Raw genomic sequence first — 22,653 nt, 5'->3', positions numbered from 1 at the left:
TCATGGCAATCCATGACCGGATCATAAGGCCGGGCCGCGGACTTGTCACCAGCCCGCGGCAAGCCGTGGTCAGGCGTCCGAGCTTTCGGTGACAGCGTCGCTGTCGGTGCTGCGCGGTTCGCGCGGCGGGCGGCCGATCACGTCGCGGAGCTCGTCGAGTTCGATGAAGTTGTCGGCCTGGCGGCGCAGGTCGTCGGAAATCATCGGCGGCTGCGACCGGATCGTCGAAACCACCGACACGCGCTTCCCCTTGCGCTGCAGTGCCTCGATCAGCGGCTTGAAATCGCCGTCTCCGGAAAATAGCACCACATGGTCGACATGGGGCGCCAGTTCGAGGGCATCGACGGTCAGCTCGATGTCCATGTTGCCCTTGACCTTGCGGCGTCCCTGGCTGTCGATGTATTCCTTTGCCGCCTTGGTAACCATGGTGAAGCCGTTGTAATGCAGCCAGTCAACCAGCGGACGGATCGGCGAATACTCGTCGTTTTCCAGCAGGGCCGTGTAGTAGAATGCGCGCAGCAGCTTGCCCCGTCGCATGAATTCCTGCCGCAGGAGCTTGTAGTCGATGTCGAACCCAAGCGCTTTGGCGGCGGCATATAGGTTCGACCCATCTATGAACAGCGCGAGCCGTTCGTCTCTGTAAAACATTTAAGTCCCTTCCCAAATGTGTCGCCCGAGCCAATTGCTGGTAGCGTCAGGCCAACGGCGCAAACTTAATGAAAAGAGCGCTTGCCGCAACCGGATTTGACGTTCCGCCGCGCCTGCTCGGGGCCGTCCGAAAATACCCCGCCCACAAAATGATAGTCCAGAGGTAGGTTTTTGCCCAGCGGGAAATTGCTTATGCCCGCCATAAGTCGCAATGAGGATTTAAGATTTAATGAACTCCCGGCAAGGGATGGCGGCCGTCCGGCGCGCCCGTGACGGCGCGGTAAATTTTCGGTCATCCCCTGCAGCCTTGTGGTCCGGACGGAACGTCCCTATAACGCATTCTTCCCTATTCAAGGATCGAGGACGAATCACATGGCTCGAGTCACTGTAGAAGACTGCGTCGACAAGGTGCCGAACCGGTTCGAACTGGTGATGCTTGCGGCCCACCGGGCGCGGGAGCTCAGCAGCGGCGCGCCGCTGACGGTCGACCGTGACAACGACAAGAACCCCGTCGTCTCGCTGCGCGAGATCGCCGAGGAGACCCAGAGCGCCGAGGAGCTCCGCGAGCGGATGATCGCCAGCCACCAGACGCAGATCGAGGTGGACGAGCCCGAGGACGATGCGATGTCGCTGCTGATGGGCGTCGAGAACGACAAGCCCGACGACGACGACATGACCGACGAGAAACTTCTCCGTGCATTGATGGAAGCCCAGTCTGAGCGATAATTCCGTCCACACGGCCCCGGCGCGGCACGAGCCGCTTCTGCCGGCGGATGACCTGATCGCGCGGGTGCTGTCCTACAACCCGCGCGCCGACGAGGCGCATCTGCGCGCGGCCTACGATTACGCGCTGGCCGCGCATGAAGGCCAGTTCCGGCGGTCGGGCGAACCCTACATCGTCCACCCGGTCGCCGTCTCGGCGCTGCTGGCCGAGCAGAAGCTCGACGATGCCACGCTGATCACGGCGCTGCTGCACGACACGGTCGAAGACACGATGGCCACCCGCGACGACATCGTGCGGCTCTTCGGCGCCGAGATTGCGGATCTGGTTGACGGCGTCACCAAGCTGACGAATTTCCAGCTGAACTCGAACGAGACCAAGCAGGCGGAGAATTTCCGCAAGCTCTTCGTCGCCATGTCCAAGGACATGCGCGTCATCCTGGTCAAGCTGTTCGACCGGCTCCACAACATGCGCACCATCAAGTCGCTGCCGACCGAGAAGCAGGTCAAGAAGGCGCGCGAGACCATGGACATCTACGCCCCGCTGGCGGGCCGGATGGGCATGCAATGGATGCGCGACGAACTCGAGGACCTGTCCTTCCAGGTCCTGAACCCGGACGCCCGCCGCTCGGTCCTGCGCCGCATGGCGCGGCTGCGCGGGGTCGCCGAGGACGAGGTCGAGAAGATCCGCTACGACATCGCCCATGAAATGACGGGCGAGGGGATCCCGGCGACGGTCTATGGCCGCGCCAAGCGTCCCTATTCGATCTGGCGCAAGATGGGTCAGCGCGACAGCGACGAGTCCTTCAACCGCCTCTCCGACATTTTCGGCTTCCGCGTCATCACCGAGACGCGGATGGACTGCTACCATGCGCTCGGCGCGATCCACCGCCGCTGGCGCGCCGTGCCGGGGCGGTTCAAGGACTACATCTCCGAGCCCAAGGTGAACGGCTACCGCAGCCTGCACACCACCGTGCTGGGCCGCGACGGCAAGCGCGTCGAGGTGCAGATCCGCACCCGCGAAATGCACGAGGTCGCCGAGAAGGGCGTTGCCGCGCACTGGTCCTACAAGGACGGCGAGCCGATGGAGAACCCCTATTCGGTCGACCCGGCCGCCTGGGTCGGCGGGCTCTCCGAGTATTTCGAGGCCGGCACCGACGTCGCCGAATTCTTCGAGACCGTGAAGCTGGAAATGTATGCCGACAAGGTGTTCTGCTTCACGCCGAAGGGCGAGGTCATCAAGCTGCCGAAGGGCGCGACACCGCTGGATTTCGCCTTCGCCATCCATACCCGCATCGGCCTGGCCTGCGTCGGCGCACGCGTCGACGGCTCGCGCGTGCCGCTCTGGACGCGGCTGAGGAACGGCCAGTCGGTCGAAATCATCACCGCCGAGGGCCAGAGCCCGCAGGCGACCTGGATCGACATCGCCGTCACCGGCAAGGCGAAATCCGCGATCCGCCGCGCCCTGCGCGAGGCGCAGCGCGACCGCTTCATCAAGCTCGGCCGCGAGCTGGTGCGCGGCGCCTTCGCCAATATCGACAAGAAGGCCACGGACAAGACGCTGATGACCGCGGCCCGGAATCTCGGGCTGGGCAGCGACCACGAGGAACTGCTTTCGCGGCTGGGCTCGGGCGAGATCACCGCGCGGGACGTCGTGACCGCCGTCTATCCGGAACTGGCCGAGGCCGAGGGCGAGCTGGTCGAGATGCGCCGCGCCGTTCTGGGCCTCGACGAGGGCCAGAGCTGGGAACGCGGCAGCTGCTGCCAGCCCGTTCCGGGCGAGCGGATCGTCGGCATCACCCAGCCCGGAACCGGCGTTCTGGTCCATGCGATCGACTGCCCGCGGCTGGCCGATTACGAGGACCAGATGGACCGCTGGGTGGACCTGCACTGGCAGCCGGGCCGCCATTCGGCCGCCTTCGGCATCGTGCTGGAAATCACCATGTCGAACGATGCCGGGGTTCTCGGCCGGGTCTGCACCCTGATCGGCGAGCAGAAGGCCAACATTTCGAACGTCGAATTCGCCGACCGGAAACCGGATTTTTACCGGGCGATGCTTGAAGTCGAGGTCAGCAACGTGGAACATCTCCACCGCGTCATGACCGCGCTTGAAGCAGATACCAATGTGGCAGAAGTTCGGAGGCACAGGGAATCCGGCGAGATTTCCTGAAACGCGCTGCATGTTTGCGCTTCTGCCTCCGGCGCGGAACTGCGATAGTTTGGGGCGAGCACGGCTGGTGGCGGTCCGCTTCGGCGGACGAGGCTTGGGGTGAGAGTTGGTGTTCAAGCGCCGGGAAAAACGCGGAACGGGGCGGGTCCTCCTAGAGGCGATCTATCCGCCGGGCGGCTGGGGCCGCGCGTTCAACTACATGTATTACAGGCTGAAGCGCCTGCCGGATCCGCCGCACCGCATCGCCCGCGGCATCGCGGCCGGAATTTTCACCAGCTTTTCGCCGATGTTCGGCCTGCATTTCTTCCTGGCCGGGTTCTTCGCCTGGATGCTGCGCGGCAATGTCGTGGCGGCGATCTTCTCCACCTTCATCGGCAACCCGGTCACCTTCCCGTTCATCGCGGCCTCGAGCATGTTCACCGGAAACGTGATCCTAGGCCGCGAGACGCTGGTCCATTTCCACGCGCTGATGCTGGCCTTCAAGCGCGCCAGCGGCGAACTGTGGTGGAACATGATGTCCCTGTTCAACGGCACCGAGTCGCACTGGGAGAACCTCGCCGAGTTCAACCGCGAGATCTTCCTGCCCTACCTGCTGGGCGGGGCGATCAACGGGCTGGTCGTTTCGGTGGCGGCCTATGCGCTGGCGCATCCGCTGATCGATGCCTACCAGCGGCGCCGCTCGCGGCTGCTGCAGCAGAAGCTGCAGGCGCGGCTGAAAATCCGCTCCGGCGCGATGGTGAAGTAACACCTTGCGTGAAGCTGTCGCTTCAGCAGGGCCTTCGCGCTTGCCTCCGCCCCGTGTCCCGGGCTACCCGCAAGGCGGCACAAGCAAGGGGAATCCGTCATGGCCACAGAGCGTCTGCGCCTCGGGGTGAACATCGATCACGTGGCAACGGTCCGCAATGCCCGCGGCGGCGCGGTTCCCGATCCGGTGCGCGCGGCAAAGCTGGCCGAGGCGGCCGGGGCCGACGGCATCACCGCCCATCTGCGCGAGGACCGGCGCCATATCCGCGACGGAGACATCGAGCGGCTGGCCGCGGAACTGTCCGTGCCGCTGAATTTCGAGATGGCCGCGACTGCCGAGATGCAGGCCATCGCGCTGCGCATCCGGCCCCATGCGGTCTGCGTCGTGCCCGAACGGCGCGAGGAGCGCACGACCGAGGGCGGGCTCGACGTGGCGGGGGACGAGGCGCGGCTGGCAGACTACATCGCGCCGCTGCGCGAAGCCGGATCGCGCGTGTCGATGTTCATCGCCGCCGACCGCGCGCAGATCGAGGCATCGGCCCGGATCGGCGCGGCGGTGGTCGAGCTGCATACCGGCGGCTACTGCGATGCCCATGCCGAGGGCCGCTTCGGCGAACGCGACGCGGAGCTCGCGCGGCTTCGCGAGATGTCGGCCCATGCCCATTCGCTGGGGCTCGAGGTCCATGCCGGGCACGGGCTGACCTATGACACGGTCGCGCCGGTCGCCGCCTTCCCGGAGATGCGCGAGCTGAATATCGGCCATTTCCTGATCGGCGAGGCGATCTTCCTCGGCCTCGAAGGCGCGATCCGCGAGATGCGCCGCCTGATGGACGGGGCTCGGGGCTGAGCCGGGACGCAGAGATGAGCTACAGCTTCCAGCCCCTCCGCTTCACGCTTGCCCTGATCGGCCTGACCATCGTGGTCGCGATCGCCAACGGCACCCTGCACGCGGTGGCGGGCTTCGGCCTGCCGCAATCCGTGGCGGGGATCCTGGCCATCGTCGGCGCCGTGGGCATCGAGGGCAATCTCTGCGGCCGCCGCAACCGCGCCGCGCCCTCCGAGGCGCTGTTGCGCCGCACTGCACTGTCGATGGCGCTCTGGGGGACGGCGACCTTCCTGATGCTCGGGCTCTTCGGCGTCGTGGTGGCCGGCGGCGATCTGGCGGCGCTGCCGCCGGGGCTGTGGATGTCGATCCTGGCGACGGTGGCGATCTATGCCGCGACGCTGCTGATCGTCGGCTACCTGCTGTTCGGCGCGGTCGCGCGCCGCGTCGCGGCCGAGCGGCAATGATCCTCGGCATCGGCACCGACCTGGCGAATATCGAACGCATCTCCGGCACGCTGGAGCGCTTCGGCGACCGGTTCAAGACTCGGGTCTTCACCGAGACCGAGCGCGCCAAGGCGGAACGCCGCGCCGATGTCGCGGGCACCTACGCCAAGCGATGGGCCGCCAAGGAGGCCTGCTCCAAGGCGCTCGGCACCGGGCTGGCCATGGGCATCTCCTGGAAGGACATGGCCGTGCGGAACATCTCGACCGGCCAGCCGGTGATGGAGCTGACCGGCTGGGCCGCCGACCGGCTGGCGGCGATGACGCCGCCGGGACACGAAGCGGTGGTCCATGTCACGCTGACCGACGACCATCCCTGGGCCCAGGCCTTCGTGGTGATCGAGGCCCGCCCCTTGACAGGCCTGGGCGCGCTTGACTCCGCCCCGGCCTCCCCCCAAGAAACGCCGCATCAGGACTGAAAGGACAGTGCATGGCCGCGAAGGCAGGTAAAGAGAGCGGGCTCGTCGAGACCGTCAAGACGATCGTCTATGCCCTTCTGATCGCGGGCGTGTTCCGCACCTTGTTCTTCCAGCCCTTCTGGATTCCCTCGGGATCGATGAAGGACACGCTGCTGATCGGCGATTTCCTTTTCGTCAACAAGATGGCCTACGGCTACTCGCAGTATTCCTGCCCCTTCGCCTCGATGTGCTCCTTCATCGACGGCCGCATCCTGGCGCACGAGCCCAAGCGCGGCGACATCGTCGTCTTCCGCCATCCGGTGACCGGCCAGGACTTCATCAAGCGGCTGATCGGCCTGCCGGGCGACAAGATCCAGATGAAGGAAGGCCGCCTTTGGATCAACGGCGAAGAGGTCAAGACCGAGCCGGGCGGCTTCTTCATCGAGAAGTTCGAGCCGCAGGGCCCGATGGGCGGCGTTCCGATCTGCTCCAACGGCATGGTCGGGCTCGGCGCCGATTGCGAGAAGACCCGCCTGATCGAGACCCTGCCCGGCGGCCGCAGCCATTCCATTCTGGACACGCGCACCACGCCGCTGGACAATACCGGCGTCTACACCGTGCCGGAGGGCCATTTCTTCTTCATGGGCGACAACCGCGACAACTCCAACGACAGCCGTGTGCCGCAGACTGCCCATGGCGTCGGCTTCGTTCCGTTCGAAAACCTGATCGGCCGCGCCGACCGGGTGATGTTCTCCTCCGCGGGCCGGTCCATCTTCTTCTTCTGGACCTGGCGCAAGGACCGCTTCTTCAAGGCGCTCGATTGACCCAGTCCCCGGATATCAAGGCCTTCATGGCGCGGCTTGGACACCAGTTCTCGAACGCCGCGCTGCTGAAGGAGGCGCTGACCCATGCCTCAGTCTCGTCCCAGATCCAGCCGAACAACGAGCGGCTGGAATTCCTGGGCGACCGGGTGCTGGGGCTCGTCATGGCCGAAGCGCTGCTCGGGGCGGACGACAAGGCTGCCGAGGGCGTTCTGGCGCCGCGCTTCAACGCGCTGGTGCGCAAGGAGACCTGCGCCGACGTCGCCCGCGAGATCGAGCTGGGCAAGGTGCTCCGGCTCGGACGGTCCGAGATGCTGTCCGGCGGACGCCGCAAGGAGGCGCTGCTGGCCGATGCGCTGGAGGCGGTGATTGCCGCGGTGTATCTCGATGCCGGCTTCCGCGCCGCGCACGAGCTGGTGCTGCGGCTCTGGGGCGGCCGGATCGGCAGCGTCAAGGCCGATGCCCGCGATCCCAAGACCGCGCTGCAGGAATGGGCCCAGGCCCGCGGCCAGACCCCGCCGCATTACGAGATCACCGGCCGCGAAGGGCCCGACCATGCGCCGCAATTCCGGATCTGCGTCCGGCTCGATTCCGGCGAAACCGCCACTGCCACGGCCGGATCGAAGCGCCAGGCCGAGCAGGCCGCGGCGCGCGACCTGCTGTCCCGGCTGAAAGGATCGAAATCATGACTGCCACCAAGGCCGGGTTCGTCGCCCTGATCGGCGAGCCGAATGCCGGGAAGTCCACGCTTCTCAACCGGATGGTCGGGGCGAAAGTCTCGATCGTCACCCACAAGGTGCAGACCACGCGCGCCCGCATCCGCGGCGTCGCGATGGAAGGCGACAGCCAGATCGTCTTCGTCGACACGCCCGGCCTGTTCCGGCCGCGCCGCAGGCTCGACCGCGCGATGGTCGCCGCGGCCTGGGGCGGGGCGGCGGATGCCGACCTGATCGTCCTGCTGGTCGAGGCGCATCGCGGCATTACCGCGGGCGTCGAACGGATCATCGAGTCGCTGGCCGAGCGCGGCACCGCGCAGCCGGTCGCGCTGGCGATCAACAAGATCGACCGGGTCGAGGCCAAGACGCTGTTGGCGCTGACCGAGGACCTCAACAGCCGCTTCAAGTTCGCCAAGACATTCATGATCTCGGCCGAGAAGGGCTATGGCGTCGACGACCTGCGCCAGTGGCTGGCCGAGGAAGTGCCGAAAGGTCCCTGGCTCTATCCCGAGGACCAGATCGCCGACCTGCCGATGCGCATGATCGCGGCCGAGATCACCCGCGAGAAGCTGACGCTGCGCCTGCACCAGGAGCTTCCCTACCAGCTGACCGTGGAGACCGAAGCCTGGGAGGACCGTCCCGACGGCTCCACCCGCATCGACCAGATCATCTATGTCGCCCGCGACGGCCACAAGGGGATCATCCTGGGCAAGGGCGGCGAGACGATCAAGGCGATCAGCCAGGCCGCGCGGCTGGAGCTGGAGGAATTCCTGGAACGCCGGGTCCACCTCTTCTGCCAGGTCAAGGTGCGTCCGAACTGGCTGGAAGAGGCCGAGCGCTACGGCGAGATGGGGCTCGACTTCCGCGACGGCGACCTGTGAGCCGCCTCGCCACCGGCATCTGGGTCGGGGCCTACATGACAAGGCTGGGGCTGGAGAACATCCCCGCCTACGTCGTCCAGAAGGGCGACGCGACCGCCGGGGCGGTCTGGGTCAAGGTGGCGCGGCTCGACGGCACGGCGGAGCTCTGGGAACGGCAATACGACCTGATGGCGGATGTCCGGCAGTGGGTGCGCACCATGGACGAGTCCGAATTCGAGATCGACGAGCGCATCCGCCGCGAGACGGCGCGCGACCGCGATCTCTGGGTGATCGAGCTGGAAAGCCGCGAGAGCCGCTCCCTGCTCGACGATCCCTCGCTGGCCTGAGGGGCTGACATGTACATTCCGGAGCATTTCGAGGAACGCGATCCTGCCGCGATTGCCGCGGTGATGGAAGGCGCGCCGCTGGCCTGCGTCGTGGCGCAGACGGCGGAAGGGCTGGCGGCCAACCATCTGCCGCTTCTGGCCGCGCCGGACGGCGCGCTGATCGGCCATTGCGCGCTGGCCAATGACATGCACCGCGCGATCGGGCAGGAGCAGGAGGTTCTGGCCATCTTCCGCGGCGCCGACGGCTATGTCTCGGCGAATGACTATCCCGGCAAGGCGGAGCATCACCGCGTGGTGCCGACATGGAATTACCAGGTGGTCCATGTCCATGGAAAAATTTCCTTTTCCCATGGCGTGCAGGCCAAGCGGCAGGCGGTCGCGCTGCTGACGCGGATGCACGAGCGCCGCGCCAACGGCGATGCCGCCTGGAAGATGGCGGATGCGCCCTCCGAGTATATCGACGGGATGCTGGCCAATATCGTGGCCTTCCGGATCGAGGTGACGCGGCTGCTCGCCAAGTCGAAGCTGAGCCAGAACCGCAACGAGGCGGACCGGCAGGGCGCCGCGGACGGCCTGGCGGCGCGGGGCGGCGGGCTGCTGGCGGAGATCATGGCGGCGAAGCGCTGAGCGCCTTTCGCACGGGCCTTCGCGCGCCTATCTTGCAGGGATGGAATGGCAGGGACAGGGCATCCTCATAGCGTGCCGTCCGCATGGGGAGCATGCGGCGATCCTGGAGGTGCTGACCCCGGAGCACGGACGCCATGCCGGCATCCTGCGCGGCGGGCAGAGCCGCCGGATGTCGCCTGTCCTGCAGCCGGGCAACCTTCTGGCCCTGAGCTGGCGCGCGCGCCTGCAGGATCACATGGGCGCCTTCACCGTCGAGCTGGAGCGCGACCGCGCCGCGCTGCTGATGAATGACCGCCGCACGCTGGCGGGGCTGTCGGCGGTGACCGGGCTGCTGGCCTATGCGCTGCCCGAGCGGCTGGCCTTGCCCGGCATTTACGAGCGTACCGCCGAATTGCTCGACGTGATGCCGCTGACACCGGCCTGGACGCTGGCCTATCTGCGCTGGGAACTCGCGCTGCTGGAGGCGCTCGGCTACAGGCTGGAGCTCGACCGCTGCGCGGTGCGGGGCACCAACGAGGAGCTCTGCTTCGTTTCCCCCCGGACCGGCCGCGCGGTCAGCCGCCAGGCGGCGGGGGAATGGGCGGACCGGCTGCTGCCGCTGCCGGACTGCCTGAAAGGGCAGGGCAATGCGCCGGACGGCGAGATCGCGCTGGCGCTGTCCACCACCGGGCATTTCCTGAAGAAGCACGTCCCGCCGCAATGGAGCGGCCAGCCCTTCCCGGCCTCGCGGGCGCGGCTGGTCGACCTGCTGAAGCGGGGCGATCACTCCGCGGGGGCGGAGGCCAGGTAGAGCAGAGTCGCGCCGTCATCCGTCGTGAGCAGGAAGCCGTCCTCCTGCATCTCGATCTTGCTGACGGCGCCGAGCGCCTTCAGCAGTTCCTTCTCGGCGTCGAGATCGGGGCAGGCCATCATGGTGGAGGCCAGCGGCCCGAAGCTGACGGCGCCGTCCTCGCCCCATTCGGCGCGGCCCATGAAGTTGTTGCACGGTCCCTTGCCGGCGACCCGCCCGTCTTCGGGGAAGATCAGCGTCGCGCTGCCCTCGTAGGGCGCGCCGTCCATCTCTGCCAGGCGGAACTCGGTTTCGGTTTCGGGGGCGGTCTGGGCCATTGCCATCGGTGCGGCTGCCAGGGCGGCCAGGCAGATCAGGTGCTTCATGTGTCTCGTCTCCCGGGCGGTAGGCGCCCCGCCGGAAAGATGGGGTGCGGCCCGGCGGGCGGCAAGGGGAGGCGCGGGGCGTGCGGTGCGGCAGGCGGGTCCTTGCCGCATCCCCGGCGGGGCCATGCTGTCCGGCGCCCCGCAGCGAAGGCGCCGGACAGCGGCAGTCAGTTGCCGGCGAGGGCGAGCAGGTACTTGCCGTAGTCGTTCTTCTTGTAGGTGGCGCCTGCCTCGCGCAGCTGGTCGGGGGTGATCCAGCCCTGCTCGAAGGCGATTTCCTCGAGGCAGCCGACCTGCTGGCCCTGGCGCACGGTCAGGGTGCGCACGAAGTTGCCCGCGTCGAGCAGGGAGCCATGCGTTCCGGTGTCGAGCCAGGCATAGCCGCGGCCCATGGTCTCCACCGAGAGCGTGCCCTCGTGCAGGTACATCTCCAGCAGGGTGGTGATTTCCAGTTCGCCGCGCGGCGACGGCTCCACCTGGCGGGCGCGTGCAGGCGCGCTGCCGTCGAGGAAGTAGAGCCCGGTCACCGCGTAGTTGGACGGCGGCACTTCGGGCTTCTCGATGATCTGCTCCGCCTTGCCGTCGCCGTCGAACTTCACCACGCCGTAGCGCTCGGGATCGGCCACGCGGTAGCCGAAGACGGTGCCGCCGACATCCTTCGATCCGGCCGAGGCCAGCAGCTTCGGCAGGCCGTGGCCGAAGAAGATGTTGTCGCCGAGGCACATGGCCGAGGGCGCGCCGTCGAGGAAGTCCTCGGCCAGGATGTAGGCCTGGGCCAGCCCGTCGGGCGAGGGCTGGACGATGTATTCCAGCTTGATGCCCCACTGGCTGCCGTCGCCGAGCGTGCGCTTGAACTGCTCCTGGTCCTGCGGCGTCGTGATCATCGCGATTTCCCGGATGCCGGCCAGCATCAGCACGGAAATCGGGAAGTAGATCATCGGCTTGTCGTAGATCGGCAGGAGCTGCTTCGACACCCCGCGGGTGATCGGGTAGAGCCTCGTGCCGGATCCCCCGGCGAGAATGATGCCTTTGCGCTGCGTCACGGATGAACTCCTACTGGTCTTTGCCGGTTCCTGCGAACCGTGGGAAGAGGATGGCGTCCGCCCCGAACTTCTCGACATAGAGGGTCAGGTCGGCGTGGTAGATATGGGCGGCGAGTCCGGCGAGGGCCTCGTCGAAGAGCTGTTCCGCTCTGGGGGCGATGCCCTTGGCCTGCATCGCCTCGATCTCGCGGATCGGGATGTCGGCATAGCGGCCGTCCGGAGCGGGGGAGAAGCGGCTGGTGTCGTGGCGCAGCAGCGCGCGCGTGTCGAGGATCTCCGTTCCCAGCCGTTCGGACAGCTCGGGCAGGTAGTCGGGGAAGCGCTCCAGCGGGATCCAGCGGTCGTACTCCTCGTAGACGAGGAAATCGACCTGCGGACGCCAGTGGATGTCCGCGCTCAGCTTGTTGCGGGCGAGGCGCTCGAGGAATGTCCGGAAGGTGACGCTGCCGGGGATGATCGGGCCGTCCTCCTGGGGGAAGGCGAACCAGAAGTTGTGGTAGCGGTTGACGATCTTGTCGAGGAAGACCGAGACCAGCCGCCGGAACGGGCAGCGCAGCACGACGAAGGTGAATTCCGCCTGCTGCAGCGACCGCTGGTCCGCCCGGAACGTGTAGTTGTTGTGGTGGATCCAGTCGATTTCCACCGGCGAGGAGATCGCGCCGTTGGCCCGCGCCAGCGCGAAGCGCAAGGTGGAGCAGGCGTTCTTCGGGATGAAGCTGTAGATCGAGCGCGCGGCGTAGAATTCCAGCGCGTGATCCGCGGCGAAGCCGTGCGTCAGGTTCTCGGCGATCGGACGGAATGTCCCGGCGGCATATCTCAGGCTCCGGGACATGGGTGTCACGCTTGTTCCGCGGCGAGGTCTTCGAGGATGCCGGCGAGCCCGGCCTTCCAGTCGGGGCGGGCCAGGCCGAAGGCGGCCTCGGTCGCGCTGTTGTCCATGCGCGAATTCAGCGGACGCTTGGCCGGGGTCGGGTAGTCGGAGCTGGGAATGTCCGCCACCTCGCAGGTGATCCCGGCCTGGGCGAAGATCTCGCGGGCGAAATCGGCCCAGCTGACATCCGGACCGCCGGAGACGTGGTAGGTGCCCGATTTCGACGGATCGGCGGCCAGCTGTTCGGCAGCCGCAAGGCAGATGTCGGCCAGCGCGGCAGCTGGGGTCGGACCGCCGATCTGGTCGGCCACGATGGTCAGCCGGTCGCGCTCGGCGCCGAGCCGCAGCATCGTCTTGACGAAGTTGTTGCCGTGCGAGGAGACCACCCAGGAGGTGCGGAAGATGGCATGGGTGCCGCCCGCCGCGCGGATGCCATCCTCGCCAGCCAGCTTGGTCCGGCCATAGGCGCCGAGCGGTGCGGTCGGATGGTCCGGCGCGAAGGGCTGGTCGCCCGAGCCGTCGAACACGTAGTCGGTGGAGACATGCACGAAGGGGATGCCCTTCGCCGCCGCGGCCTCCGCCAGCCTGGCCGGGGTGGCGGCATTGACCAGGTAGGCGGCGTCCTCGTCGCTTTCGGCCTTGTCGACCGCCGTATAGGCAGAGGCGTTGATCACCGCGTCGGCATCCGTTGCGGCGACGATCGCGGCGCAGGCCCCGGGGTCCGAGAAATCGGCGTCGCCGCTGCCGCGGACATCCAGCTCATGTGCACCGGCACGGCGCTGGATCTCCGTCGCAAGCTGGCCGTTCCGGCCGAAAACGAGGAATTTCATGTCTTGTCCTCAGCTGGCCTTGCCGAGGCGTTCGCCGACGCCGTGGCGGTCCTGCAGGGCACGCCACCAGGTCTCGTTGTCGAGATACCACTGCACCGTCTTCTCCAGGCCTTCCTCGACGGTCACGGAGGGGCGCCAGTTCAGCTCGTTGCGGATCCGGGTCGGGTCGATCGCGTAGCGCGCGTCATGGCCCGGGCGGTCGGTGACAAAGGTGATCTGGTCGGAGTAGCTGCCGGAGGCCTTCGGCCGCTTCTGGTCGAGGATCGCGCAGAGCGTCCTGACCAGCTCCAGGTTGGTCTTCTCGTTTTCGCCGCCGATATTGTAGGAGCGGCCGAGCTCGCCCTTCTCGACGACCAGCAGCAGCGCGTCGGCATGGTCCTCGACGAAGAGCCAGTCGCGCACGTTCGACCCGTCTCCGTAGATCGGCAGCGGCTTTCCGGCCAGCGCGTTGAGGATGATCACCGGCACCAGCTTCTCGGGGAAGTGGAAGGGACCGTAATTGTTGGAGCAGTTGGTCAGCACGACCGGCAGCCCGTAGGTCTCGTGCCAGGCGCGGACAAGATGGTCGGACGAGGCCTTCGACGAGGAATAGGGCGAGCGCGGATCGTAGGGGGTTTCCTCGGTGAACTTGACGCTCGGGTCGTTCGGCAGCGAACCGAAGACCTCGTCGGTCGAGATATGGTGGAAGCGGAAGCTTTCCGGCTTGCCCTGCTCCGTCCAGTAGGCGCGGGCGGCCTGCAGCATCTCGTAGGTGCCCATGATGTTGGTCTCGATGAAGGCGCGCGGGCCGTCGATCGAGCGGTCGACATGGGATTCTGCGGCCAGATGCATCACTGCGTCGGGCTTGTGGGTGTCGAAGATGCGCTTCAGCGCTGCGCCGTCGCAGATATCGGCCTGTTCGAAGGCATAGAGCGGGCTGTCCGCCACCGAGGCGACGTTGTCCAGGCAGGCTGCATAGGTCAGCGCGTCGACATTGACGACCGAGTGGCCGCGGGAGACGGCAAGGCGGACAACTGCGGATCCGATGAAGCCGGCCCCGCCGGTTACCAGAAGTTTCATGAGATCAACCCTCGTACGCAAACGGACTGTCGAAGTCCTTCAGGAATGGTGCCTTGGCGTCCTTGTCCGAGAGGACCGCCGCAGATGTGTCGAAGCCCCAGTCGATCCCGATATCGGGATCGTCGAAGCGGACCGCTCCGTCGCATTCCGGGGCATAGACATCGGAACATTTGTAGAGCAGCTCGGAATTCGGCTCGAGCGTGGCGAATCCGTGCAGGAAGCCCTTGGGAATGAAGAGCTGGTTGCCCTTTTCAGCCGAGAGTTCGACCGCGACCCACCTGCCGAAATGCGGGCTGCCCTTGCGGATGTCGACCGCCACATCGAGCACGCGCCCGGCGCCGACGCGCACCAGCTTGTCCTGGGCATGCGGCGGGGCCTGGAAATGCAGTCCCCGGACGACCCCGACATCGCGCGACAGGGAATGGTTGTCCTGGACGAACTCCACGGTGATCCCGATCTTTGCCCAGGCCTGCCTGTTGTAGACCTCGGAAAAGAATCCCCGGCTGTCGCCGAAGCGCTTCGGCACGAGATGCAAGACTCCCGGAAGGCCGGTCTCTTCTAACTGCACGACGGTTCCTCATCAGAAAGTTAGCAACAGCGGTAGCAGATAACTCTCGGGCCAGCCCACGGGAAAATGGACGCATGCGATCCGGAGCCTGCGGCGCAGTGGAACTGGATCAATTGACCTGTCCGTGTTAACAATCCGTTAACTGGATATGAGGTTCCGAAGTGCGTCGTTGGGTCATGCGGCTGTTACTCTTGCCGGCCTTCCTGCTGCGCGATCTCTGGCGTCGGCTGCGGGGCGCCGGGCAGGATGCCGTCCCGCTATGGCAGGACCCCTATCCCGGCGGTCCCGTCGCGATGGTCGCGCTCTACCAGAGCGGCCGCGCACGTCCCGACACGCTGGCCCTGATGCTGGCGCTGCGGCGCCAGGGCGTCTATGTGGTTGCGGTGAATGCAGGCGCGCTGGATTCCGCCGGTGTCCGGCTTCCGGTGGATTGCTATGTGGAACGGCGCAATTTCGGCCGCGACTTCGGAAGCTACCGCTGCGGCATCCGCCTGGTGCGGAAGATCGCGCCGGAGCTCGACCGTCTTATCCTGCTCAATGACAGCGTGTTCTGTGTCTCTTCCGGCCTCGATCCCTTCGTCCGCCGCCTGTTGGACAGCCCTGCCGACATCTGCAGTGCCACCGAGAGTGCCGAGGTGCTGCCGCACCAGACGTCCTTCTGCCTGTCCTTCTCTGGCAGCTGCGTCCGGCATCCGAGCTTCCGCCGGTTCTGGGACCGCTATCTGCCCAGCGATTTCCGTCCCGCGACGGTTCTTCTCGGAGAGATCGCCCTGTCGCGGCGCATGCAACGCACGGGGTTCAGCCGCGAGACGATCGCCGACCTCGACGTGGTGCGCCGGACGGTGGCAGAGCGGCCCGAGCTGGCAACTGGTTCCGCGGTGCAGTCCGGACAGGCGGCCGATTGGTGCGTGGCTGGAAACATGACCCACCGGGCGCCCGCGGCGCTGCTGGAACTCGGGGTCCCCCTGGTCAAGCTCGATCTCGCCGAGCGCGCTGCGCTGGACGAATCAAGCCTCGAGGGCGTCGGGGCGCGGCTTCCGGAGGAAGATCGTCTCGCCTTTGCGGAAATCATGGAACAGAGACGTCAAAACTTGGGCAGACCGAACAGGCTCGACCGGCTGGGAGCGCTGTGCGGCCTCGCATGAGGACCCTGCGGCAACACGCGCGCCGGAAAACGCCGATCTGGCCGCCGTCCGGGGCAAGCTATCGTTTACTCATCTTACTTTTGTGTTAGTTTGTTTTCAAACAGGACCTTTTCATTGGAGTTCGTCATGTCGAAGTTTTGGGTTGCCCTCTGCGCACTTGCCCTCGCTGCACCTTGCGTCGCTCAGGCCGAAGCCGCCAACGGTGCCGCGGCATCCGTGGCTGTGACGCAGAACCCGACCGCGCCGCTGAGCGGCGAAGCAAAAGCCGGTATCGCCACTGCTGCCGTCGCCGTCACCGCCGTTCTGATCGGCATCGGTGGTTCGGGCGGTTCGTCGTCCAGCACCACCACCTCGGGCGACTGATCTCACCGCCTGAGCGGTTGAATTCAGGGCCGGATCCGGAAACGGGTCCGGCCTTTTCCTTTGTCGGCAGGGGTACGGTGGGCAGGTGCGGTCCTGGGTTGGTTAAACCTGTGTTTATTGCTCGCTGCTAGGCAGGCATCCAGGCGCAAGCGTCAGGTACCGTTGCATGTCGACAGAAAATCTCGCACCGATCATCGTCAAGAAGAAGAAGGTCGTCGGCGGGCATGGCCATCATGGCGGTGCCTGGAAGGTGGCCTATGCGGATTTCGTCACGGCGATGATGGCGTTCTTCCTGCTGATGTGGCTGCTCAATGCGACCACGGAGAAGCAGCGCAAGGGGCTGGCGGATTATTTCTCTCCCACGATTCCGGTCAGCAAGGTGTCCGGCGGCGGCGACGGGCAGTTCTGGGGCGACAGCGTGTTCTCCGAGGAGGAGCTGCCGCAGACCGGGACAGGGGCCACGCTGGAGCGGCCGAGCGCCGAGAATCAGGCGAGCGGTGCCCTCGGTGTAGAGACCCCGCGTGAAAGAGTTACCGAACGGGCACCCGATGCCCGCATCCAGCAGGCCGAGAACCTGCTGGAGCAGCTCCAGGCGCGCGGCGGCGAAAGCATGGCCGAATTGCGCAAGATGCGCCACGTCGTGTCGCGCCTCAGCGAGGAAGGGCTGGTCTTCGAGATCTTCGAGACGCCCGAGGTCCAGCTATTCTACCCGGGAACCAACGAGCCCACGGACAATCTGCGGACCGCGATCCGGTACATTGCCGACAGTGCCAGGCTGGTTGCCAACGACATTTCGATTTCGGCGCATCTGGCGTCCCGGCCGCTGGTGGTGGCCAACAATCCTGTCTGGGACATTTCGACGGAACGCGCGCAGGTCGCGCGGCAGATCGTCGAACGTGCCGGCTTTCCGCCGCGCCGGATCCAGAAGGTGATCGGCTTTGCCGACCGCAAGCCGGCGGTGCAGAACCCGATGTCCATCCGCAACAACCGGATCGAAATCACTTTCCTGCGCGCCGGAGTTTGAACTCATTCTCCGATGAATTTTAGTCGTTAGCCGCCCATTAAGCACGACTTTGATAGGTTCCGGGAGACGGATCTTGCTGAAGCAGAAAGGCGCAGTCGATGACGATTTCCTCCTCCCTGAATGCGGGAGTCATGGGGCTTAACGCAAACGCAACCAAGCTCGCGACGATTTCCGACAATATCGCGAATTCCAACACCTACGGTTACAAGCGCGTCGAGTCGGACTTCCATTCCCTGGTGACTTCGTCGAACGGATCCTCCTATTCGGCCGGCGGCGTCCGGGCGTCGACGCAGCGCATGATCGACCAGGCGGGATCGCTGATCGGGACCAACAACTCCACTGATCTCGCGGTGCGGGGAAATGGTTTCCTGCCGGTGACGACGAAGCCCGAGGTTACAGTAGACAACGGCGACCTTTCAATGCTCCTCACGACGACCGGGTCGTTCCGCACCGACGCGGAAGGGTTCCTGAAAACCGAGAACGGTCTCGTGCTGCTCGGGGTTCCGGCCAATCCGGATGGCTCGATTCCGTCCTTCTCGCGGGATTCGATTGCCTCTCTCGAACCGATCCAGGTCAATCTGAGCGCCATCAGCAGCGAACCGACCACCGAGATCAAGCTTGGTCTCAATCTCCCGGCCACCGCCACGGAAGAGGCCGTCATCGATCCGGCGTCCGACTACGAGCACCTGAACGTCGAATACTACGACAATCTCGGCACGACCGAGGAGATCACGATCGAATTCAGGCCGTCGCCGTCATCCGGCGGCATCGCCTCGAATGAATGGACCCTGGTCCTGACCGACTCCGCCACTATCCCGTCCTCGACGGTGATCGGCGAGTACGTGGTGACGTTCAACGACAACCAGACCGCTGGAGGGTCCCTCGCTTCCGTGACATCCGTGACCGGCGGCGCCTACGACCCGGCGACGGGAACGGTGGAAGTGAACGTGGCAAGCGGCCCGATCAGCATTTCCATCGGCGAACTCGACACGACCGGCGGGCTGACCCAGTTCGGCAGTTCTTTCCGCCCGACGAACATCTCGAAGAACGGATCGGGGACGGGAACGATGATCCTGATCGAGGTCGACGAGAACGGGTTCGTCTATGGCCGCTACGACACGGGAACGTCACGGACTCTGTACCAGATTCCGCTGGTCGCTGTCTCCAACAGGAACGGTCTCGAAGCCCAGGACTATGAAACCTACCAGGTCACCAAGGAAAGCGGGTCGTACTACCTGTGGGATGCCGCCGACGGACCGACCGGAGAAATCGTCGGCTACGCGCGCGAACAATCATCGACGGATGTCGCCAAGGAACTGACGGACCTGATCCAGACCCAGCGCGCCTACACCTCGAACGCCAAGGTCATCCAGACGGTGGACGAGATGTTGCAGGAAACGACGAATATCAAGCGCTGACCCGTCAGCAGGAAAGGGAGCCGCTAGACCATGAGTATTGCAGGTGCATTATCGAACGCCCTTTCGGGATTGACGGCGAGCTCCCGTCTTGCCGAAGTCGCGGCTTCCAATGTCGCGAACGCGATGACCGAGGGGTATGGAGTCCGGGAAGCTGTCCTGGCTCCCCGCGCAGGCGGGGATGGTGGCGGCGTCCGGGTTCTCGGCGTAGCGCGGCTTGTCGATCCCGTGCTCATTTCCGACCGGCGGGAGGCAGAGTCCGAAGTTGCCTATTCGTCGACCGGGGAGAGCTTCTTCCGCCGGATGCAGCTGGAAATGGGGCTTCCGAACGAAGCGGGGTCCCTCACCGACCGCATCGCCAAGCTGGAAGCTGCTCTGGCAGAGGCGACACGGGCGCCCGAAAGCGAGCCGCAGCTTCTGGCAGTCAAGAATAGCCTAGCGAGCGTGGCAAGGCATCTCAATGGCTTGGGCGACATGGTTCAGGCCGAACGGTTGCGCACCGACAACGAGATTGCGGTTCAGGTCGACAGTCTGAACGATGCCTTGCAGCAGTTGAAGGAAGTGAACTCTTCGATCCAGCGCCATCTTGTGCTGAACCACGACGTTTCGGCAATGCTGGACCAGAGGCAATCGCTCGTGGATCAAGTCAGCAAAATCATTCCGGTTACGGAATTGCCCCGATCGAACGGTGCCATTGCTCTCATGACTCAAGGCGGAGAATTGCTTCTGGACGGAAAGGCGGCCACGGTCGAGTTCGATCCGAATGCGGTCATGACTCCGCACATGTCCTTGGCAGGGGGAACCTTGTCGCCGCTCACGGTAAATGGCAGGGTCATAGACACGTCAGGGACGGGAAGCTCGATCGCTGGCGGGTCGCTGCAGGCGCTGTTCGAAGTGCGGGACGAGAGTTCCGTCGAAATGCAGGCCAAGCTTGATGGCTTCGCGCGCGATCTGGTCGAGCGTTTCCAGGAGCCAACGGTCGATCTCACGCTATCAGCTGCCGATCCGGGCCTACTGACGGACGGCGGCAGCCGCTTCGATCCACTTGACGAACTCGGATTATCGCAAAGAATTGAAATCAATTCTCTTATTGACTTAGACAGCGGCGGAGCAGCGTGGCGGCTCCGGGATGGTCTGGGCGCCACGTCCCCTGGTCCCGAAGGAAGTTCGGCGCTCCTCTTGCGCTTGTCGGATACATTGGCGGAGTACACGAGTCCAAGCTCGACGGCATTCAGTATTTCATCGCGCACGGCAGCTACCTTGGCATCCGATTTGGAATCACATGTCGGCGGCAATGTCGAACAAGCTGAAACTTCGCTCGTCTTTGCTCAGAGCAAGTTTGATACCTTGAAACAGATCGAACTATCGGGGGGAGTAGATACCGATTCGGAGATGCAGAGGCTTCTGATCATAGAACAGTCCTATGCGGCAAATGCCAGAGTGGTGGATGTCGTTGATTCAATGCTCGACTGGCTAATGAGGATCTGATCATGAATTCAGTTTCTTTGGGAGATCTTGCACAGTTCTTCCTTCTCAGAAATCAAGTGGGATCCGTTCAACATGACATGAACGACAAACTGAAAGAACTCTCTACAGGGGAAGTTTCAGACCTTTCGTCTCATGTTTCGGGGAACTTCTCCGAGATCTCCGCAATCGAACATGATTTGAAGGTTGGCGAGAGTTACCTGTCTGTAATCAACTCTGCTTCGACGTTCCTGAACGCTCAGGAATTGGCTTTTGGAAAGGCGAGATCCAAAATTGCGGGTACTGGTGTGGCTCTAGTTGATGCAGCGGAGAGTTCCGATCAAAATAGGCGGGCTGCAGTTCTCGCGGAAAGCGGGAATTCGTTTGATTTGATAGTATCGGCATTGAATACTCAGGTCGCCGGAAGAAGTGTATTTTCAGGTATTTCGACGCAGTCTTCTGCATTTGCTGCCCCAAATGAAATTCTGGCAAATTTCGAAGCCGCGCTGACCACAGCTTCGACGGCCTCGGATGTTTGGTCGGTGGCCGATGCTTGGTTTGGCATTGGCGGAAACTACGACTCAGTAGCTTATCACGGCTCTCCAGAGGCTTTGGATGGATTCAAGGTGTCGAGAGAGGAGATTGTCCGGCCGACACTTACTGGGTATGATCCGGAAGTGCGAAATCTTTTGAAACTGCACGCGATATCAGCCGTTCTTGCCGACGGTATGCCTGCGTTAATTGAACAGGAAAAGTCAAACCTCATGGCAGAGGTTGGCCAGGAGATGATCAATTTGGATCGTGCCTTGGTGTCGCGTCATGCCGAATTAGGTGGCAATCAGACTAGAGTCGAAGAACTATTGGTGGAGAATTCGGCGCAGAGATATGCTCTTCTTGGCTATCGCAAGGAACTGTTGGGCAAAGATGTGTCCGAAACTGTCATGGGACTGTCTGAAGCGCAAAATAAATTGGAAGCAATTTTTACGATTACTTCCAGGGTTTCACAACTTTCGCTTGTGAAGTTCCTATGAGGGTTTTGATCCTCTTGCTGGCTTTGGCATTTCAAGCGACATCGGTAAACTCCGCAGAGGTGCGTTTGAAAGACTTGGTCGAGTTCGACGGTGTTCGAGGAAATGATCTAATTGGTTACGGACTTGTTGTTGGCCTGAATGGGACAGGTGATGGAATCAGGAATGCACCGTTTACCGAAGAAATTATGTCCAACATTCTTGAGAGGTTAGGAGTGAATGTATCCGGAGAACAATTCCGTCCCAAAAACGTAGCTGCAGTGTTCGTCACGGCTACTTTGCCGCCATTTTCGCGTGTGGGGGGGAAATAGATGTTACCGTTTCGGCGATTGGAGATGCCAGCGGTTTATTGGGAGGGACGTTGATCATGACACCTTTGACTGCCGCCGATGGAGAAATATACGCAGTTGCACAAGGTGCCGTGATTGCTGGTGGTATAGGTGTGAAGGGCGATGCCGCTGAAGTGGTTCAGGGTGTGCCAACCGCGGGGGTTATTCCGTCTGGAGCTCGTGTTGAACGTGAAGTAGATTTCGATTTTGCATCTTTGTCTAGTTTGAGGTTGGCTTTGCGTGACCCCGATTTTACGACGGCGGTTTCAATCGAGAGGGCGATTAACGGATTTTTTGGTTCTCGTGTGGCAAATGCAATGGATTCTGGAACCGTCTCATTTTCTATCGCTGCGGTGAATAGGCAGGATCCGGTACAAGCTGTCGCAGCTATTGAAAACTTGAAAGTGTTTCCGGAGCAAAAAGCTAGGGTAGTGGTGGATCAGAGATCTGGGACGATCGTTATTGGAGAAAGTGTAAGAATATCGCGTGTCGCGGTTGCGCAAGGAAATCTAACTTTACGTGTGCAAGAGGAACCATTGGTCGTTCAGCCAAACCCTTTTTCAGAAGGACAAAGTGTAGTCGTTCCTCGGACAAACGTTGGCATTCAAGAAGACGCAGGAACTGGATTGGCAGAAGTAAGCGGTGGAACAAGCCTATCGGAGATAGTATCTGGTTTGAACTCATTAGGTGTCAGCCCACGAGATATGATTGATATACTAAAGACAATTAAGGCTGCAGGTGCACTTCACGCGGAGTTTATTGTAAGATGAGTGACAACAAATGACCACGATCTAGGATCGGCATTGTTGCAGAAGTCTGCGTCGGGACGTGATGCCCCTTTCCCAGCGGAGGTCAGGCCACGCGCTCGATCTCGGCGGTGCCGAGGGCGTTGAAGCGGTTCATGAATGAGCGGCAAGCGCCATCGGTCCGAGCGCAGCCGCGAATGACACGGATGTGGATTTCGGCGGCCTGCCGGCCGGGG

25 protein-coding genes and 1 pseudogene are annotated in these 22,653 nt (G+C 63.7%); 19 read left to right on the top strand and 7 right to left on the bottom strand.

All coding sequences use genetic code 11. From position 1 onward, the window contains the following. Positions 1 to 69: 69 nt before the first annotated feature. Entirely contained in the window at positions 70 to 648 is a 579-nt protein-coding gene (locus HCC78_RS21475) for an NYN domain-containing protein (RefSeq protein ID WP_172330846.1), read from the bottom strand. Positions 649 to 1,020: 372 nt separating this feature from the next. On the opposite strand from HCC78_RS21475, the gene rpoZ reads away from it, so the two are divergent. The 12 genes from rpoZ to recO all read left to right on the top strand — a co-directional run bounded on the left by rpoZ (position 1,021) and on the right by recO (position 10,167). Beyond that, positions 1,021 to 1,374 carry a DNA-directed RNA polymerase subunit omega gene (gene rpoZ, locus HCC78_RS21470; protein ID WP_172330845.1) on the top strand — a complete coding sequence of 118 codons (354 nt, stop codon included), beginning with the start codon at positions 1,021 to 1,023 and terminating at the stop codon, positions 1,372 to 1,374. A 64-nt stretch (positions 1,375 to 1,438) separates the two neighbouring features. Next, positions 1,439 to 3,538 (top strand): bifunctional (p)ppGpp synthetase/guanosine-3',5'-bis(diphosphate) 3'-pyrophosphohydrolase, encoded by a 2,100-nt coding sequence (locus tag HCC78_RS21465; RefSeq protein ID WP_371743879.1) that lies wholly within the window; start codon positions 1,439 to 1,441, stop codon positions 3,536 to 3,538. 109 nt (positions 3,539 to 3,647) lie between these two features. Beyond that, the gene (locus tag HCC78_RS21460) at positions 3,648 to 4,283 is read left to right on the top strand and encodes a DUF2062 domain-containing protein (RefSeq protein WP_371743878.1); all 636 of its coding nucleotides are present in this window, start codon (positions 3,648 to 3,650) and stop codon (positions 4,281 to 4,283) included. A 99-nt stretch (positions 4,284 to 4,382) separates the two neighbouring features. Continuing rightward, entirely contained in the window at positions 4,383 to 5,129 is a 747-nt protein-coding gene (locus HCC78_RS21455) for a pyridoxine 5'-phosphate synthase (RefSeq protein WP_172330844.1), read from the top strand. A 14-nt stretch (positions 5,130 to 5,143) separates the two neighbouring features. Further along, a complete protein-coding gene (locus HCC78_RS21450; protein WP_172330843.1) occupies positions 5,144 to 5,572 on the top strand; it encodes an ABZJ_00895 family protein in 429 nt (142 codons plus the stop codon). Beyond that, positions 5,569 to 6,027 carry a holo-ACP synthase gene (gene acpS / locus HCC78_RS21445; protein WP_172330842.1) on the top strand — a complete coding sequence of 153 codons (459 nt, stop codon included), beginning with the start codon at positions 5,569 to 5,571 and terminating at the stop codon, positions 6,025 to 6,027. Before HCC78_RS21450 ends, acpS begins: the two co-directional genes overlap by 4 nt. Positions 6,028 to 6,038: 11 nt before the next feature. Next, on the top strand, positions 6,039 to 6,830 hold the full coding sequence (gene lepB, locus HCC78_RS21440) for a signal peptidase I (protein ID WP_172330841.1): 792 nt from the start codon (positions 6,039 to 6,041) through the stop codon (positions 6,828 to 6,830). A gap of 26 nt (positions 6,831 to 6,856) precedes the next feature. Next, positions 6,857 to 7,516: a ribonuclease III gene (gene rnc / locus HCC78_RS21435; RefSeq protein ID WP_371743884.1), complete on the top strand. Its 660-nt coding sequence runs from the start codon at positions 6,857 to 6,859 to the stop codon at positions 7,514 to 7,516. Beyond that, positions 7,513 to 8,424 (top strand): GTPase Era, encoded by a 912-nt coding sequence (gene era / locus HCC78_RS21430; protein WP_172330839.1) that lies wholly within the window; start codon positions 7,513 to 7,515, stop codon positions 8,422 to 8,424. The genes rnc and era overlap by 4 nt, the downstream gene beginning before the upstream one ends. After that, positions 8,421 to 8,750 (top strand): DUF1491 family protein, encoded by a 330-nt coding sequence (locus HCC78_RS21425; protein WP_172330838.1) that lies wholly within the window; start codon positions 8,421 to 8,423, stop codon positions 8,748 to 8,750. The genes era and HCC78_RS21425 overlap by 4 nt, the downstream gene beginning before the upstream one ends. 9 nt (positions 8,751 to 8,759) lie before the next feature. After that, positions 8,760 to 9,377, top strand: coding sequence for an FMN-binding negative transcriptional regulator (locus tag HCC78_RS21420; RefSeq protein WP_172330837.1), 618 nt, complete (start codon positions 8,760 to 8,762; stop codon positions 9,375 to 9,377). Between the two features lie 40 nt (positions 9,378 to 9,417). Further along, positions 9,418 to 10,167, top strand: coding sequence for a DNA repair protein RecO (recO, locus tag HCC78_RS21415; RefSeq protein WP_172330836.1), 750 nt, complete (start codon positions 9,418 to 9,420; stop codon positions 10,165 to 10,167). Here recO and HCC78_RS21410 read toward each other — a convergent pair. The 6 genes from HCC78_RS21410 to rfbC all read right to left on the bottom strand — a co-directional run bounded on the left by HCC78_RS21410 (position 10,140) and on the right by rfbC (position 14,903). Beyond that, on the bottom strand, positions 10,140 to 10,532 hold the full coding sequence (locus tag HCC78_RS21410; protein ID WP_172330835.1) for an META domain-containing protein: 393 nt from the start codon (positions 10,530 to 10,532) through the stop codon (positions 10,140 to 10,142). The genes recO and HCC78_RS21410 overlap by 28 nt on opposite strands. A gap of 167 nt (positions 10,533 to 10,699) precedes the next feature. Continuing rightward, the gene (rfbA, locus tag HCC78_RS21405) at positions 10,700 to 11,575 is read right to left on the bottom strand and encodes a glucose-1-phosphate thymidylyltransferase RfbA (RefSeq protein ID WP_172330834.1); all 876 of its coding nucleotides are present in this window, start codon (positions 11,573 to 11,575) and stop codon (positions 10,700 to 10,702) included. A 10-nt stretch (positions 11,576 to 11,585) separates the two neighbouring features. Next, the gene (locus tag HCC78_RS21400; protein WP_172330833.1) at positions 11,586 to 12,407 is read right to left on the bottom strand and encodes a sulfotransferase family 2 domain-containing protein; all 822 of its coding nucleotides are present in this window, start codon (positions 12,405 to 12,407) and stop codon (positions 11,586 to 11,588) included. Positions 12,408 to 12,412: 5 nt separating this feature from the next. Further along, entirely contained in the window at positions 12,413 to 13,276 is an 864-nt protein-coding gene (rfbD, locus tag HCC78_RS21395; protein WP_172330832.1) for a dTDP-4-dehydrorhamnose reductase, read from the bottom strand. Positions 13,277 to 13,285: 9 nt separating this feature from the next. After that, complete coding sequence (gene rfbB, locus HCC78_RS21390; protein WP_172330831.1) at positions 13,286 to 14,335, bottom strand: dTDP-glucose 4,6-dehydratase; 1,050 nt, start codon at positions 14,333 to 14,335, stop codon at positions 13,286 to 13,288. A gap of 4 nt (positions 14,336 to 14,339) precedes the next feature. Continuing rightward, entirely contained in the window at positions 14,340 to 14,903 is a 564-nt protein-coding gene (gene rfbC / locus HCC78_RS21385) for a dTDP-4-dehydrorhamnose 3,5-epimerase (RefSeq protein ID WP_172330830.1), read from the bottom strand. 293 nt (positions 14,904 to 15,196) lie between these two features. On the opposite strand from rfbC, the gene HCC78_RS21380 reads away from it, so the two are divergent. The 7 genes and pseudogenes from HCC78_RS21380 to HCC78_RS21350 all read left to right on the top strand — a co-directional run bounded on the left by HCC78_RS21380 (position 15,197) and on the right by HCC78_RS21350 (position 22,441). Then, complete coding sequence (locus HCC78_RS21380; RefSeq protein ID WP_172330829.1) at positions 15,197 to 16,048, top strand: hypothetical protein; 852 nt, start codon at positions 15,197 to 15,199, stop codon at positions 16,046 to 16,048. 114 nt (positions 16,049 to 16,162) lie between these two features. Continuing rightward, a complete protein-coding gene (locus HCC78_RS21375; RefSeq protein ID WP_172330828.1) occupies positions 16,163 to 16,411 on the top strand; it encodes a hypothetical protein in 249 nt (82 codons plus the stop codon). 166 nt (positions 16,412 to 16,577) lie between these two features. Next, positions 16,578 to 17,435: a flagellar motor protein MotB gene (locus tag HCC78_RS21370; protein WP_172330827.1), complete on the top strand. Its 858-nt coding sequence runs from the start codon at positions 16,578 to 16,580 to the stop codon at positions 17,433 to 17,435. Positions 17,436 to 17,533: 98 nt separating this feature from the next. Then, positions 17,534 to 18,853, top strand: coding sequence for a flagellar hook protein FlgE (locus tag HCC78_RS21365; RefSeq protein ID WP_172330826.1), 1,320 nt, complete (start codon positions 17,534 to 17,536; stop codon positions 18,851 to 18,853). A gap of 30 nt (positions 18,854 to 18,883) precedes the next feature. Beyond that, on the top strand, positions 18,884 to 20,338 hold the full coding sequence (gene flgK, locus HCC78_RS21360; protein ID WP_172330825.1) for a flagellar hook-associated protein FlgK: 1,455 nt from the start codon (positions 18,884 to 18,886) through the stop codon (positions 20,336 to 20,338). Positions 20,339 to 20,340: 2 nt separating this feature from the next. Then, the gene (locus HCC78_RS21355) at positions 20,341 to 21,345 is read left to right on the top strand and encodes a hypothetical protein (protein WP_172330824.1); all 1,005 of its coding nucleotides are present in this window, start codon (positions 20,341 to 20,343) and stop codon (positions 21,343 to 21,345) included. Next, a pseudogene (locus HCC78_RS21350) lies at positions 21,342 to 22,441 on the top strand (flagellar basal body P-ring protein FlgI). Before HCC78_RS21355 ends, HCC78_RS21350 begins: the two are co-directional and overlap by 4 nt. The last annotated feature ends 212 nt before the right edge of the window (positions 22,442 to 22,653 follow it).

This window comes from Mangrovicoccus sp. HB161399, assembly GCF_013184745.1.
Lineage (GTDB): Bacteria > Pseudomonadota > Alphaproteobacteria > Rhodobacterales > Rhodobacteraceae > Mangrovicoccus.
Note: the sequence above shows the minus strand (reverse complement) of the source record. Positions and strands in the feature narration are given on the sequence as shown.